This is a genomic window from Proteinivorax hydrogeniformans, from assembly GCF_040515995.1.
Taxonomy (GTDB): Bacteria; Bacillota; Proteinivoracia; order Proteinivoracales; family Proteinivoracaceae; genus Proteinivorax; species Proteinivorax hydrogeniformans.
Genome location: NZ_CP159485.1, coordinates 2258804 through 2273251, shown reverse-complemented (window position 1 = coordinate 2273251; position 14448 = coordinate 2258804). Strand labels below are relative to the sequence as shown.

The following is a 14448-nucleotide window of genomic DNA, read 5'->3' as shown; positions in this document are numbered from 1 at the left end:
ATATAGGGATTTTGCAGGAAAAATATGCTATTTATCGAATAGAGAAGTTATATAACATTCTTTTGATAGAAAGTAAAGTAGTACGCCCAAAGTGTAGTAATTATATTAAAGCTTATCCTGGTCTTAAAATGTTAGTTCAAGATAGATTTTAATACCAGAAGAATTTTTAAACAATATCTAAAAACAAATGAGGTTTGGTAATAGAAATTTAAAGTAGGTGATATAGTGCAAATTTCAGAAAGGACGATTTCTTTTTTAGTAAAGATTATAACAGGAGATAACGAAGTCTCCTGTTACCGTTCAGGACGGGGAACTTGTAGAATTTTTTAATCAATTAGGATTTAATGATGTTTATGAAGAAGGATTTCCTTCTAGGCGGTCATATACTGAACAAAATATTCGAGAACTAAATGCCACTAGAAACTTATATAAATTGTTAAGTTATTGTTAGACCCTAGGAACTATACCGAAGACCAAAAAATGTTAGAAGATATTGTAAATATTTTAAATAAATATTTAAAATACGATGGTTATGCAATAATTAAAGTAGGCCATTTTAATAAAGTTAAAAATCTGACATTAGGAACTGTTGAAACGTCCAATAAGATTGATAGGCTGTCTCATGAGTTTATTAATGAGCAATTAAAAAAGTGTGATACTAAGTTATTATGCGAAGATTTTGACGGAGCTATAACAAACTCTCGTTCATTAGTTGAAGCTGTATTTATTGAATTAGAGAAAAAGTTAGAAAGTGATCCACTAGAGTATGATGGGGATCTAAATAAATTATATAAGAGAGTAAAGAAATTGCTTAACTTAGAGCCTAATAGGATAGATATAGATAGTTCTTTGAAACAAGTATTAGGTGGATTAAATAGTATTGTTGTCGGCTTAGGTGGTATTAGAAATAAAATGAGCGACTCACATGCTAGAACATATAAACCATATAGACATCACGCATTATTGGTAGTAAATTCAGCAAAGACAGTCGCAAGTTTTGTTTTAGATACATATGAATATCAAAAAGGTAAGGGAATAATAAAGTGATACCGACAAACATGAAAATATATTTGTTAATTTGACAGGGTTAAATGTCGTTCAACGGAAAGTGGATTTGATAGTAGACGAAATGTTTAAATTACACAGAAGAAATAATGGTGTGCAGTCGGCAACTTATAAAATAGTACAGCGAGGGTTTATAAGTATATTGTATATTAAAGAGAAAAATAAATATTTCTTAAAGAATAACAGTTATATCAAAAAACGATGAAAAGTTGGGATATTATGAAAAATAATGATGCACACAATAAAGGTTATTATATTTATTCAGTTTTTGCAGTCTTAGGTTTTTTGCTGTTAACAGGGTATGTTTTTTACTTAGTTCATGATTTGCTGATAAAACTTTCTACTGATCAGTTCACAAATGCAACTGCTATTCAATCTGTAGTAGCATTGGTTATAACGGTTTTTCTAGGCGGGTATTTTTCTAAATCTATTGAACATAAAAAGCATATTAAGCTAGAAAAATTTAAGAGCCAAAAAGAAATATCATTAAGAATAATTGACCTTGCAGGCCTTATAGTGAGAGAGGAAGATACTGAAAAGGCTAAGTCATTATTAAGAAATGAAAATTTTAAGGTAAAACTACTATTTGATGATAGTACTGTAAAAGCTATTAACAATTTCTTGGAAAAGCCAAATGAGGCAAACTATAATCTGCTAATGGAAGAAATAAAAAAGTTTTTCTATTAATACTTTAGGATACTAAGTTTCAAGAATTTCTAAGAAACGAGAATAAAGAAACTAATTTGCCCTTCGCCCATATAAAGCATAAAACATCCTAAGCAAGCAGCTTAAGATGTTTTATGCTTTTACAGTTAATTATACCCATTCAATCATCAAGACAAACTGCTTCAAAATCATATGGGGTCTTTAACGAGTTTTTACATTTGGATAGTATAAAGCTTTTTAATTTTTTATTGCCGCAGGCTTCGCATAGATAGATTGCCTTTTTAATAGATCGAATATATTCATTATCCTGTAAATCAAATTCAGCTACTCCTTTTCCATAATAAAGTATAGGTAATCCGTTAAATTGCTGGTTTCTTTTACAATGCTGAATTCCTAGCTCAGCAAATTTAATAGCTTTTCTATACTTCTTTGCTCTTTTGTAAGCTACTCCTAAATTATGACATACCTTTGGGTAAATACTGTCGCTACTTTCTATGTAATCAAATATAAACTCCATAATTTCTATATACTTTTCCTTATCACCAAGCTTATTTAAAATAAAAGCAATATTCATTAAGATCCTAACTTCCATAGACGAGTATGGAAAATCTGCATAGTTCTCTAAGTTAAAATCTGAGGTAGTCAGTTTTATAGCATCTAACAGTTTATAGTATGCTTCACTGAATTTTTTATCGAGCTTATAAAATATAACTGCTTCAGTTAGCAAAATTAACTGTCTAGCTTGGAGAACATAATAATCATTTTGCATTGTTTTTGATAAATAGCTTAATTCTTTTAGATTCTTATTCAAATTAACGATGTCATCTTCATTAAGCTTTCTTTCTAGATTACCCTGGACATCTAAAAAAAGTGAATAAGCTTCATCTCTATACTTTAGTAATAAAAGGTTTAAATCCTCTTTGTAGATAGAAGATAAAGCTTCCAAAGTTTCAAACTTTGGAATTACCTTACCGGCCTCAATCCTGCGCAAAGTTTTTTCACTTACACCAGAAAAATCATAAACGTCACTTTGAGAAAGCCTTAACTTACCCCGTAACTCTCTTAAATATTGACCAAAGCAATCAAGATTATATTTCATTTTCATCACTCCCGATAGCATAATTATAACACAATGTCAAGGGACTTCAATGTCCCTTGTTAACATTCAGAAAATAATGTAATATTTGATTATAGTACTAATGAGAGGGGAATAAGGTGAAAAGGCGTTTACTTTTAGTCGTCTTATTGTTTAAGCTCTTGACAACAACGATTTAGTTACAGCCACAACGCATTAGAATTATATATAGCTGAAAAGGCAAGCATTGCGATATTTAATTTCCAAAACTTTATTACCGATCTTTAAAATAAAGAAAGAAGGTGTTTGTGTGAAAAAATATATCATAGGAGACTTGAAGCTATTTTTAGCTACTGTAGGGTTTATATTTTTAGCTGCTTTTTTAGAGATAAGAATTGCCTTTATGATACAACAAATAATAGATACTGGGGATAAAGGGAGCTTGCAAGATTTTTATGGCGCGGTTATATATGGCTTGTTTTTTGTTGTAATTCTTTTTGCCACTAATTACATAGTTAAAATATTACAGGCTAGTCTAATTAAAAAATCAGTCTTAAATCTAAAAAGAGATATTTTTTCCGGGATTTTAAAAAAGGATATTCGCTCTTTTCAAGCCATGAACAGTGCCAATTACATTTCAGTTTTAACTAACGATATAAACATAGTTGAAAAAGACTACTTTAGCGCCAACTTAGAAATGATTATGCACGTATCACGTTTAGTGTTAGGCTCCATTGCTATTTTTTACATAAACCCATATATTGCTTTGAGTATATATGTGTTAGGAGTAGCTACCTTGGCTGTGCCGACGTTATTTTCTAAAGGTGTAAAAAACAGAAGAATGGCACATTCAAAATTTTTGAGTGATTTTACGATGAAAGTCAAAGACTTATTTGCTGGTTTTGAAGTAATTAAAAGTTTCCATATAGAGGACAAACTAAGTGACGAATATAAAAAGAGTAACGAAAATGTAGAAGAAAGTAAGTTTTCTTTTCTAAAGTTAAGCCACTTAGTTGACATACTAGGGGCTGCGTTTGGATTCCTTATTTTTTTAACAGCACTTTCTGTGGGAACATACTTTGTGATAATAGGAGATTTAACTTTTGGATTACTGATTGCTGCAGTCCAGCTTATGAATAACATTACAACGCCAGTTGGTCAAATACCATCTGTATATAATAGAATACAATCTGTTAAATCCATCGAAGAAAAATTTAAAAAAGCTATGGAACAAAATGGGAACACAAAAGAATTCATACCTAAATCAGATTTTGCTGAAAGCATTCAATTAAAAGACGTATCATTTTCATATGGACCGGAAAAAAAAGTTGTAAATAACATAAGTCTCAGCATAGAAAAAGGGAAAAAGTATGCTATTGTGGGAGGAAGTGGAAGTGGCAAAAGTACTTTAATAAAGCTTTTGCTAGGTTACTTTGAAGATTACGATGGAGAAATAAAAGTTGATGGACGAGATGTTAGACAAATATCTGCTGAAGATTTGTATTCTTTTATGTCAGTGATTCAGCAAAATGTTTTTATGTTTGATGACACTGTAAAAAATAATATCACATTGTATAAAGACTTTGACGAAAACTCCCTAAAAAATGTCCTAGCTCAATCAGGATTGAATGAAATGGTTAAAAAGCTACCCAATGGATTGTCGTATCAAGTGGGAGAAAATGGTGCGAATCTATCTGGAGGAGAAAAACAAAGGTTATCTATAGCCAGGGCTCTGATTAAGGGTACGCCCATACTTATATTAGATGAAGCTACTTCAGCTCTTGATAATAAAATAGCTAGCAATATAGAAAAGCAGATCCTAGCAATGGATGATATAACATCTATTGTAATAACTCACCGGCTGAATAAAGAGTTACTGAAGTTATATGATGAAATTTTTGTATTAGATGAAGGGGAACTGGTAGAACAGGGAGATTACTATGAGTTAATGAAAAACAAAAAGCTATTTTACAGCTTGTGTAATATTATGGGCTACGAAGAAAAAAACAAGGAAGGTAGCGAAGCTAGTTGATTTAGCGCAGATGATAATGAGGTTGATATAGATAGAATTATAGATGTGGTTTGTGAGAAAGTTGACATTAGCAAAAAAGAACTGGCCCAAAAAACAAAACAGCAAAGCTATGTAGATGCTAGAAAAGCAATTATATTATTAAGCACCAGATATAGTACTGTAACAAACATTGAAATTAGTAATAGGCTAGGGATTTCCTCACCTGTAATATCTAATGTTAAAAGAGGGAAAGGGGATGTATCAGACTCAGTGAAAAAGTTAATGAGAGAGGTATCGCAGCAGATAGCTAAGGAATATTAAAATATGAAAAATCTGACCCCTATCATTTTCATTGCAAGCCCATAATCAGTCCATGGAAGGTCAGGAAAAAAGAAATTCAATAACAAAAAACTTTATTTCAATTACTTTGTTTTAAAATTTAAGTTTGAAGGGGAGGAAAGTCGGTGATTAAATTGAATCATTCTTTAATCCTTTTTCTGTGTACCATAACTATAATTCTTTTTACAGGGTGTGAAAGTAATGAGGTGCAGCAGCAGGTAGAAATTCCAGAAGAAATAAAGGAACTGGTTGCTGAAAACCGATCTTTTGCACCTGTTGATGATGAAAAGGAATTAATTGATGAGTTTAATAAGCTGCTCTACGAGTATGAAGACTTTGGTGAAGAGCCTGATGATAAATTTGTTGAAATAGATGAACGGGTAACCTTTATAACAGCTGAGGAAGCTATAGCTGATGTGGAGTATTTTTTCGGCATCCTTAAATATGGATATGCGGCATATGAATACTTTGGTGGGGATGATAAATTTTTAAACGCCAAAGAAAACATCATTGATGAAATTAACCAAAAAGAAGAAAAACTATACAACAGGGAATTAGAAATGATCTTAGAACAAAATTTAGACTTTATACAGGACGGTCACTTTAGAATTGGGATGAGGCAATTATATCAAGAGTATATTTATTATAGTAGTGATGAATTTTCTTTCTTAAAGGATGATAACGGATTCTACACTTTAATAGACAATAATAAGTATTACTTAACAGATATAGATGATGGTGATATAGAAGATTATATAAAACTCTCAATTAATGAAGAAGGAGAACTAGTGTATTTTCTAGGTGGCCTGTATCCTTCGACAAGATTAGAACAGCACATTGATATAACCCTTCAATCAGAGGATGATAAAACAACGGAAACTGTGTCTTTGCAAAAAGTAAGTGCATCAGAAAATGTTGGAGAAGAGATATATACCTACGGAGAAGTGGATTCCATTCCTATAATAGGAATTCGGGCAATGCATTGGCAAACAAATAGGGAAGAAGAACTTCTAGCAAACTTTACCGAAGATGCAAAGAAACTAAAGAACGAGGATCACTTTATAATTGATGTAAGAGGGAACACAGGGGGATATGTTATTTATCCAATAGAATGGATAGAAAACTATACCGGCGAAAAAGTCCAAAGAAGTACTGTGTCAAGTACTTTATTTACTAACACTACAACTGATGCAATAAAAAGGGGGGGAGTTAGGGATATTGAAGAAATTCGTCTACAAGATTATTACCCTGGTTGGGCACCAACATATTACAGCAACCCACAACTAAGAAAAAATTCGACTCCCATCTTTGTTATAACTGATAAAAATACGGGTTCATCTGGGGAAAGTTTTATAGATTATTTGGCAAAACTAGACAATGTTATTTTTATAGGGACAAATACTGCAGGAGTCAGCTTGGTTGGAAATAATCATAATTATATATTGCCGAATTCCCTAACAAGAGTGCAATTCGGACAAACATTAATTTTAAATCCTGATCTTAGTGATTCAGAAGGGGTGGGTTTTAAGCCTGATTTTTGGGTCGCCCCGGATAAAGCTATAGAAAGTATAAGTAAGTTTATTAATAATTATTTATAATGATCGTAAATGAAAAACATTGGGGTCTACCATGGAAATATGAGATAGACCCCTAATATATTACGTATAAATTTGTGATTAAAGGGGTCTGATTCTTTAAAAAATTGAGTCACACCCCTTTAAATTATAATATAAACTGATATAATGATTAGCAAACGAGGGTGTGGCTCGCGGGGTCAGTTGCTCAGAAATGAGTTAACTCAGTCCTGAAATGCCGCCCTCGTTTTTGTTGTGTCCGTAACGTTGACCGGGATGATGCCGTCCTACGGGAAGTGGCTCTGCTAGTAGACGTAACGTTGGATTACAACTTTAATTGGGTGCAAATAAAAAATAGGAGGGAGAATGATGCAAGGTCAGCAGATGATAGTTGGTGTAGACGTAGGTTATTACAATCATCATGTAGCTATAGGCTTAGCAGGAGATATTTTAAAGGATTTTGAGATACCCCATAGCCAGAAAGGGTTTAGGTATTTCTTTAATCAAATAACATCTTTTGTACAAGCTTATGAAGTATCAGACATAGTTGTTGGTATGGAGGGGACTAATGGCCATGCTCGGCCATTAGATCAAATGGTTAAAGATAAAGGGTACATGTTACTAAATGTTAATAACCTAAAGTTTGCCCGTTTTAAAGAAATCTTCGCTACACCAGAGAAAAATGACCGCATGGATGCAAGACAAATAGTCACCCTTATGATGATGGCCCCAATGATGGAACAAGGCAAGGAAGTGCTTCAAGAAGTGCATAACACATCTGAGATTGAAACTAAATTAAAACGTATTAGTCGCCGTCGCCATCAGATAGTTAAAGAAAAAGTTATAATACAAAATAGAATGCAAGCAGATCTGCAATCTGTATGCCCAGGTTTTTTGAAAATGTTTGCATCTGTGGATGCCTTTTATGTACTGCGCTTTTTGAGCTGTCGTCCGGACTTGCGTAAGTTAAAAAGACTTAGATTACCGACAATACTCAAGATTCAAGGTGTTGGTAAAGGACATGCTAAAAAGTTACAAAGGTGGCAAGAGGAAGCTAGCTTTGGCTCAGAAGTAGAGTGGGTAGGCCCTATGATAGCAGAAGATGCTTCGCGCTTATTAGCCCTTAAAGAAAGGTTAATTGAATTAGAAAAACAAATCAAATCATTAGTTAGGCAGTCAAGATTGGGCTCTCTTATTCGAAGCATACCAGGCTTTGGCCCTATTTGTTCTGGAATAATAGCTGCAGAAATAGGTACAATTAGTAGGTTTGACTCTGAGGCTGGGTTAGCAATCTACCTAGGTATGGCTCCTCTTGACAATAGTTCTGGCCTATATGAAGGAACAAAATCACCTAAACAAGTTAACAAACATGCGAAAAAAGCTATGATGCAAGCACTGCAGCATCATGTGCGAAGGGTTGATGAATCTAAAGTTTACTTCCAAAAAAAATGTGATGAAGGCAAGAAATACAATCAAGCTCTGCGGTCCTTAGGACGGCATTTAACAAGAGTAATATGGAGTATGATCAAAAACAATAGAAAATATGAACGTCGTGAAAAAGAAACAAGTAAAGCTGCGTAATTTTTAAAAAGCACTTTTTCTAAACTAAGGGAACTTATGTTCAACTATATCCATTTAAAAGAAAAAAAGTTAAAAATAAACATATTATAAAGAAACTTGACAAAACGTACGGGATGTTCAGGCTTTTGATATTTCAATACTTCTAACCCACCTTATTTTTTAGGGTGGGTTTTGGTTTTAAAAAAGGACTTTCCAAACAACTGTCGAAACATTCACATAACAACAAATTAAGAGTTAAGGGTGATCTTATGGCAAGAAAACCTAGAGTAGAATATCCTAAAAAGGGGGAAAGAGGATTTATAAGATTCAGTGAAAAGGTTCAAGAGAAAGGTTCGCGGCAAATAGTCAAGGAATTTAGAAATATCAAAAGCTTACCCCCTATATTCTACAGTTAATTTAAAGGTTGTAAATAAATGAGATTAAAACATTGGAGGAGGGTATTAATGGCAATATTTTTCGAAGATGAAAGAATAAAGGTACGTCAACTTCGAGATTGTACGGACGACTATTCAATGTTAACAAAATGGCTATCTGATTTGGACGTACATGAATATTATGAGGGTAGAAGCGACAGTAAAAGTTTAGTAAATTGGAGAATATTATGCCTATTTTATTTTTAAGTATTGGATTGTTGTTAACGATAATAGATATATTTTGGGAAACTAAGCTATTAAAAGAGAATATATTTAAAAGAATATTATTAATCGCAGTTGGAATAGTAGCGTTATATTCGATGGATAAAAGATTTTTGTATATATCCTTAGAATCGCTTATTTATGGTTTGATAATAGGAACGTTTTTTATGGTTGCTCATATTTTAATAGCCAAAGGAATTAAGTTGAAAAAAGAACAAGTGAGTATAGGATTAGTTTATACCCAATTATTAATGTTTGTTATAGAACTGCCAGCAGAAGAGTTTTTATATCGGGGAATTTTACTTGTTTCTCTTTTAAGCTTAGTCCATCCTATAATAGCTATCTTATTAACATCAATACTATTTTTAGTGGTCCATATAAAAACTTGGAGTAACTGGTTTGTCTGGATTGGCTCGCTTATATTAGGAGTAATATGTGCAATAAGTGTATATTTCACACAAAGTATTTGGACTGCATTTATCATTCATGTTTTAAATAACTTTGGGTTTATGACTTTGATAAATAAAAGAAACATATTTAAAGAAAAGATTACCCACCAAGGCTAAGGGTCTATCATGGAAATAATCAGATAGGACCTGTGTTTTTTACTAATGGGAAACATGGGGTCTTAAGGGGATGTATCATACTCAGTGCAAAGGTTAAGAGAGGTGTCGCAGCAAATAGCTAAGGAGTATTGAAATATCAAAAGCCTGCCCCCTATCATTTTGCCCCTAGTGTGAATATTTAACTTTTTGGAAATGTAGCCCTGTGTATAACCCAGCCCTTTTCTGATGGATTTAAGTTTTCGCCGAAGCCTTTCAAATTATAACTGAAAAAATCACCATCTATCCAACCCCGATTCCAATCGGGTTGATTATTCATAATAGTATTATATTGTAGAATCAAGAGATGTTAAAGAGGGGGAGTTTTTGAAGAGGATACTAGTATAGTCAGTGGATCTCTTTTGGTTTTAACTACTTTGTTTTTTAGTTTACAACATGGTGAGAAGGCATATTTCGCCTGAAGGAGATGAGTGCCTGGAAATAAAGAAGTTAAAGTTGTATAATTATGAAAACATTGGGGTCTACCATGGAAATATGAGATAGACCCCTAATATATTACGTATAAATTTGTGATTAAAGGGGTCTGATTCTTTAAAAAATTGAGTCACACCCCTTTAAATTATAATATAAACTGATATAATGATTAGCAAACGAGGGTGTGGCTCGCGGGGTCAGTTGCTCAGAAATGAGTTAACTCAGTCCTGAAATGCCGCCCTCGTTTTTGTTGTGTCCGTAACGTTGACCGGGATGATGCCGTCCTACGGGAAGTGGCTCTGCTAGTAGACGTAACGTTGGATTACAACTTTAATTGGGTGCAAATAAAAAATAGGAGGGAGAATGATGCAAGGTCAGCAGATGATAGTTGGTGTAGACGTAGGTTATTACAATCATCATGTAGCTATAGGCTTAGCAGGAGATATTTTAAAGGATTTTGAGATACCCCATAGCCAGAAAGGGTTTAGGTATTTCTTTAATCAAATAACATCTTTTGTACAAGCTTATGAAGTATCAGACATAGTTGTTGGTATGGAGGGGACTAATGGCCATGCTCGGCCATTAGATCAAATGGTTAAAGATAAAGGGTACATGTTACTAAATGTTAATAACCTAAAGTTTGCCCGTTTTAAAGAAATCTTCGCTACACCAGAGAAAAATGACCGCATGGATGCAAGACAAATAGTCACCCTTATGATGATGGCCCCAATGATGGAACAAGGCAAGGAAGTGCTTCAAGAAGTGCATAACACATCTGAGATTGAAACTAAATTAAAACGTATTAGTCGCCGTCGCCATCAGATAGTTAAAGAAAAAGTTATAATACAAAATAGAATGCAAGCAGATCTGCAATCTGTATGCCCAGGTTTTTTGAAAATGTTTGCATCTGTGGATGCCTTTTATGTACTGCGCTTTTTGAGCTGTCGTCCGGACTTGCGTAAGTTAAAAAGACTTAGATTACCGACAATACTCAAGATTCAAGGTGTTGGTAAAGGACATGCTAAAAAGTTACAAAGGTGGCAAGAGGAAGCTAGCTTTGGCTCAGAAGTAGAGTGGGTAGGCCCTATGATAGCAGAAGATGCTTCGCGCTTATTAGCCCTTAAAGAAAGGTTAATTGAATTAGAAAAACAAATCAAATCATTAGTTAGGCAGTCAAGATTGGGCTCTCTTATTCGAAGCATACCAGGCTTTGGCCCTATTTGTTCTGGAATAATAGCTGCAGAAATAGGTACAATTAGTAGGTTTGACTCTGAGGCTGGGTTAGCAATCTACCTAGGTATGGCTCCTCTTGACAATAGTTCTGGCCTATATGAAGGAACAAAATCACCTAAACAAGTTAACAAACATGCGAAAAAAGCTATGATGCAAGCACTGCAGCATCATGTGCGAAGGGTTGATGAATCTAAAGTTTACTTCCAAAAAAAATGTGATGAAGGCAAGAAATACAATCAAGCTCTGCGGTCCTTAGGACGGCATTTAACAAGAGTAATATGGAGTATGATCAAAAACAATAGAAAATATGAACGTCGTGAAAAAGAAACAAGTAAAGCTGCGTAATTTTTAAAAAGCACTTTTTCTAAACTAAGGGAACTTATGTTCAACTATATCCATTTAAAAGAAAAAAAGTTAAAAATAAACATATTATAAAGAAACTTGACAAAACGTACGGGATGTTCAGGCTTTTGATATTTCAATACTCCTAACCCACCTTAATTTTAGGGTGGGTTTTGTTAATAAAAAAAGGAATTTCCAAACAACTGTCGAAACATTCACATAACACTATATTAAGAGTTAAGGGTGATCTTATGGCAAGAAAACCTAGAGTAGAATATCCTGGTGCACTCTACCATGTTATGTGTAGGGGCAACAATGGGGAAACCATCTTTAGTAAGGATGTAGATAAGTCTTATTATATTGCGTTGATTAGCAAGTATAAAAAGCGATATAGCTTTAACCTGTATGCTTATTGCATAATGGATAATCACGCTCATATGTTAATCGAAACAGGCAATACTCGATTATCAAAAATCATGCAAGGTATTCAGCAAAGCTATACCCAATGGTTTAATAAAAGGTATAATCGCACAGGTCACGTTTTTCAGCAGCGTTATAAAGCGCTACTATGTGACAGAGACTCGTATCTTCTACAATTAATTAAATATATCCACTATAACCCTGTTAAGGCTAACCTTAAGGAAGGTTTTAACTATAAGTGGAGCAGCCATAGGGATTATCTGAAACTAAATAAAGCTTCCATAGTAGATGTCCTTTTTATTCTTGAGATTTTAGGTGGCAACAAAATAAATAGAGGATTGAAAGAATATAAAAGGTTTATGGACTTGGATGAAGGACCGTTAAAGATTGAAGAATATTTAATTGACGAAAAAGAAATTTATTTAATGCTACAGGAGTTTGAACAAGAAGTAGCTGCTAGCGCAGATGATAATGAGGTTGATATAGATAGAATTATAGATATGGTTTGTGAGAAAGTTGACATTAGCAAAAAAGAACTGGCCCAAAAAACAAAACAGCAAAGCTATGTAGATGCTAGAAAAGCAATTATATTATTAAGCACCAGATATAGTACTGTAACAAACATTGAAATTAGTAATAGGCTAGGGATTTCCTCACCTGTAATATCTAATGTTAAAAGAGGGAAAGGGGATGTATCAGACTCAGTGAAAATGTTAATGAGAGAGGTGTCGCAGCAGATAGCTAAGGAGTATTGAAATATCAAAAGCCTGAACATCCCGTACGTTTTGTCAAGTTTCTTTATAATATGTTTATTTTTAACTTTTTTTCTTTTAAATGGATATAGTTGAACATAAGTTCCCTTAGTTTAGAAAAAGTGTTTTTTAAAAATTACGCAGCTTTACTTGTTTCTTTTTCACGACGTTCATATTTTCTATTGTTTTTGATCATACTCCATATTACTCTTGTTAAATGCCGTCCTAAGGACCGCAGAGCTTGATTGTATTTCTTGCCTTCATCACATTTTTTTTGGAAGTAAACTTTAGATTCATCAACCCTTCGCACATGATGCTGCAGTGCTTGCATCATAGCTTTTTTCGCATGTTTGTTAACTTGTTTAGGTGATTTTGTTCCTTCATATAGGCCAGAACTATTGTCAAGAGGAGCCATACCTAGGTAGATTGCTAACCCAGCCTCAGAGTCAAACCTACTAATTGTACCTATTTCTGCAGCTATTATTCCAGAACAAATAGGGCCAAAGCCTGGTATGCTTCGAATAAGAGAGCCCAATCTTGACTGCCTAACTAATGATTTGATTTGTTTTTCTAATTCAATTAACCTTTCTTTAAGGGCTAATAAGCGCGAAGCATCTTCTGCTATCATAGGGCCTACCCACTCTACTTCTGAGCCAAAGCTAGCTTCCTCTTGCCACCTTTGTAACTTTTTAGCATGTCCTTTACCAACACCTTGAATCTTGAGTATTGTCGGTAATCTAAGTCTTTTTAACTTACGCAAGTCCGGACGACAGCTCAAAAAGCGCAGTACATAAAAGGCATCCACAGATGCAAACATTTTCAAAAAACCTGGGCATACAGATTGCAGATCTGCTTGCATTCTATTTTGTATTATAACTTTTTCTTTAACTATCTGATGGCGACGGCGACTAATACGTTTTAATTTAGTTTCAATCTCAGATGTGTTATGCACTTCTTGAAGCACTTCCTTGCCTTGTTCCATCATTGGGGCCATCATCATAAGGGTGACTATTTGTCTTGCATCCATGCGGTCATTTTTCTCTGGTGTAGCGAAGATTTCTTTAAAACGGGCAAACTTTAGGTTATTAACATTTAGTAACATGTACCCTTTATCTTTAACCATTTGATCTAATGGCCGAGCATGGCCATTAGTCCCCTCCATACCAACAACTATGTCTGATACTTCATAAGCTTGTACAAAAGATGTTATTTGATTAAAGAAATACCTAAACCCTTTCTGGCTATGGGGTATCTCAAAATCCTTTAAAATATCTCCTGCTAAGCCTATAGCTACATGATGATTGTAATAACCTACGTCTACACCAACTATCATCTGCTGACCTTGCATCATTCTCCCTCCTATTTTTTATTTGCACCCAATTAAAGTTGTAATCCAACGTTACGTCTACTAGCAGAGCCACTTCCCGTAGGACGGCATCATCCCGGTCAACGTTACGGACACAACAAAAACGAGGGCGGCATTTCAGGACTGAGTTAACTCATTTCTGAGCAACTGACCCCGCGAGCCACACCCTCGTTTGCTAATCATTATATCAGTTTATATTATAATTTAAAGGGGTGTGACTCAATTTTTTAAAGAATCAGACCCCTTTAATCACAAATTTATACGTAATATATTAGGGGTCTATCTCATATTTCCATGGTAGACCCCTATATTACTTAAATAGGTTATTTTACTGAATAGTGTTTTTAATCTC

Annotated in this window: 12 protein-coding genes; 10 read left to right on the top strand and 2 right to left on the bottom strand. The window is 34.0% G+C overall.

The features are described 5' to 3' along the window. The first annotated feature begins 480 nt into the window (after positions 1-480). On the top strand, positions 481-1047 hold the full coding sequence (locus PRVXH_RS10935; RefSeq protein WP_353892805.1) for an abortive infection family protein: 567 nt from the start codon (positions 481-483) through the stop codon (positions 1045-1047). Between the two features lie 237 nt (positions 1048-1284). Continuing rightward, the gene (locus PRVXH_RS10930) at positions 1285-1752 is read left to right on the top strand and encodes a hypothetical protein (RefSeq protein WP_353892804.1); all 468 of its coding nucleotides are present in this window, start codon (positions 1285-1287) and stop codon (positions 1750-1752) included. Positions 1753-1891: 139 nt separating this feature from the next. Here PRVXH_RS10930 and PRVXH_RS10925 read toward each other — a convergent pair whose 3' ends face one another. Beyond that, a complete protein-coding gene (locus PRVXH_RS10925) occupies positions 1892-2830 on the bottom strand; it encodes a helix-turn-helix transcriptional regulator (protein WP_353892803.1) in 939 nt (312 codons plus the stop codon). 286 nt (positions 2831-3116) lie between these two features. Between PRVXH_RS10925 and PRVXH_RS10920 the strand changes: the two genes are divergently transcribed. The 8 genes from PRVXH_RS10920 (at position 3117) to PRVXH_RS10885 (ending at position 12733) form a co-directional block, all read left to right on the top strand. Continuing rightward, positions 3117-4838 (top strand): ABC transporter ATP-binding protein, encoded by a 1722-nt coding sequence (locus tag PRVXH_RS10920; RefSeq protein WP_353892802.1) that lies wholly within the window; start codon positions 3117-3119, stop codon positions 4836-4838. A gap of 27 nt (positions 4839-4865) precedes the next feature. Then, positions 4866-5138: a helix-turn-helix domain-containing protein gene (locus tag PRVXH_RS10915; RefSeq protein ID WP_353894584.1), complete on the top strand. Its 273-nt coding sequence runs from the start codon at positions 4866-4868 to the stop codon at positions 5136-5138. Positions 5139-5281: 143 nt separating this feature from the next. Then, positions 5282-6754 (top strand): S41 family peptidase, encoded by a 1473-nt coding sequence (locus PRVXH_RS10910; protein WP_353892801.1) that lies wholly within the window; start codon positions 5282-5284, stop codon positions 6752-6754. Positions 6755-7096: 342 nt separating this feature from the next. Beyond that, on the top strand, positions 7097-8311 hold the full coding sequence (locus tag PRVXH_RS10905) for an IS110 family transposase (RefSeq protein ID WP_353892797.1): 1215 nt from the start codon (positions 7097-7099) through the stop codon (positions 8309-8311). Between the two features lie 443 nt (positions 8312-8754). Beyond that, positions 8755-8931, top strand: coding sequence for a hypothetical protein (locus PRVXH_RS10900; RefSeq protein WP_353892800.1), 177 nt, complete (start codon positions 8755-8757; stop codon positions 8929-8931). Continuing rightward, complete coding sequence (locus PRVXH_RS10895; protein WP_353892799.1) at positions 8913-9512, top strand: CPBP family intramembrane glutamic endopeptidase; 600 nt, start codon at positions 8913-8915, stop codon at positions 9510-9512. The genes PRVXH_RS10900 and PRVXH_RS10895 overlap by 19 nt, the downstream gene beginning before the upstream one ends. 834 nt (positions 9513-10346) lie before the next feature. Then, complete coding sequence (locus PRVXH_RS10890; RefSeq protein ID WP_353892797.1) at positions 10347-11561, top strand: IS110 family transposase; 1215 nt, start codon at positions 10347-10349, stop codon at positions 11559-11561. A gap of 248 nt (positions 11562-11809) precedes the next feature. Continuing rightward, on the top strand, positions 11810-12733 hold the full coding sequence (locus tag PRVXH_RS10885) for a transposase (protein ID WP_353892798.1): 924 nt from the start codon (positions 11810-11812) through the stop codon (positions 12731-12733). A 133-nt stretch (positions 12734-12866) separates the two neighbouring features. Here PRVXH_RS10885 and PRVXH_RS10880 read toward each other — a convergent pair whose 3' ends face one another. Next, positions 12867-14081, bottom strand: coding sequence for an IS110 family transposase (locus tag PRVXH_RS10880; RefSeq protein ID WP_353892797.1), 1215 nt, complete (start codon positions 14079-14081; stop codon positions 12867-12869). Positions 14082-14448 lie beyond the last annotated feature (367 nt).

Excerpts from the sequence above, each read along its gene's own strand:
- PRVXH_RS10935 (WP_353892805.1), top strand. The coding sequence starts at position 481 with ATGTTAGAAGATATTGTAAATATTTTAAATAAATATTTAAAATACGAT.
- PRVXH_RS10930 (WP_353892804.1), top strand. The coding sequence starts at position 1,285 with ATGAAAAATAATGATGCACACAATAAAGGTTATTATATTTATTCAGTT.
- PRVXH_RS10925 (WP_353892803.1), bottom strand. The coding sequence starts at position 2,830 with ATGAAATATAATCTTGATTGCTTTGGTCAATATTTAAGAGAGTTACGG.
- PRVXH_RS10905 (WP_353892797.1), top strand. The coding sequence starts at position 7,097 with ATGATGCAAGGTCAGCAGATGATAGTTGGTGTAGACGTAGGTTATTAC.
- PRVXH_RS10900 (WP_353892800.1), top strand. The coding sequence starts at position 8,755 with ATGGCAATATTTTTCGAAGATGAAAGAATAAAGGTACGTCAACTTCGA.
- PRVXH_RS10895 (WP_353892799.1), top strand. The coding sequence starts at position 8,913 with ATGCCTATTTTATTTTTAAGTATTGGATTGTTGTTAACGATAATAGAT.
- PRVXH_RS10890 (WP_353892797.1), top strand. The coding sequence starts at position 10,347 with ATGATGCAAGGTCAGCAGATGATAGTTGGTGTAGACGTAGGTTATTAC.
- PRVXH_RS10885 (WP_353892798.1), top strand. The coding sequence starts at position 11,810 with ATGGCAAGAAAACCTAGAGTAGAATATCCTGGTGCACTCTACCATGTT.
- PRVXH_RS10880 (WP_353892797.1), bottom strand. The coding sequence starts at position 14,081 with ATGATGCAAGGTCAGCAGATGATAGTTGGTGTAGACGTAGGTTATTAC.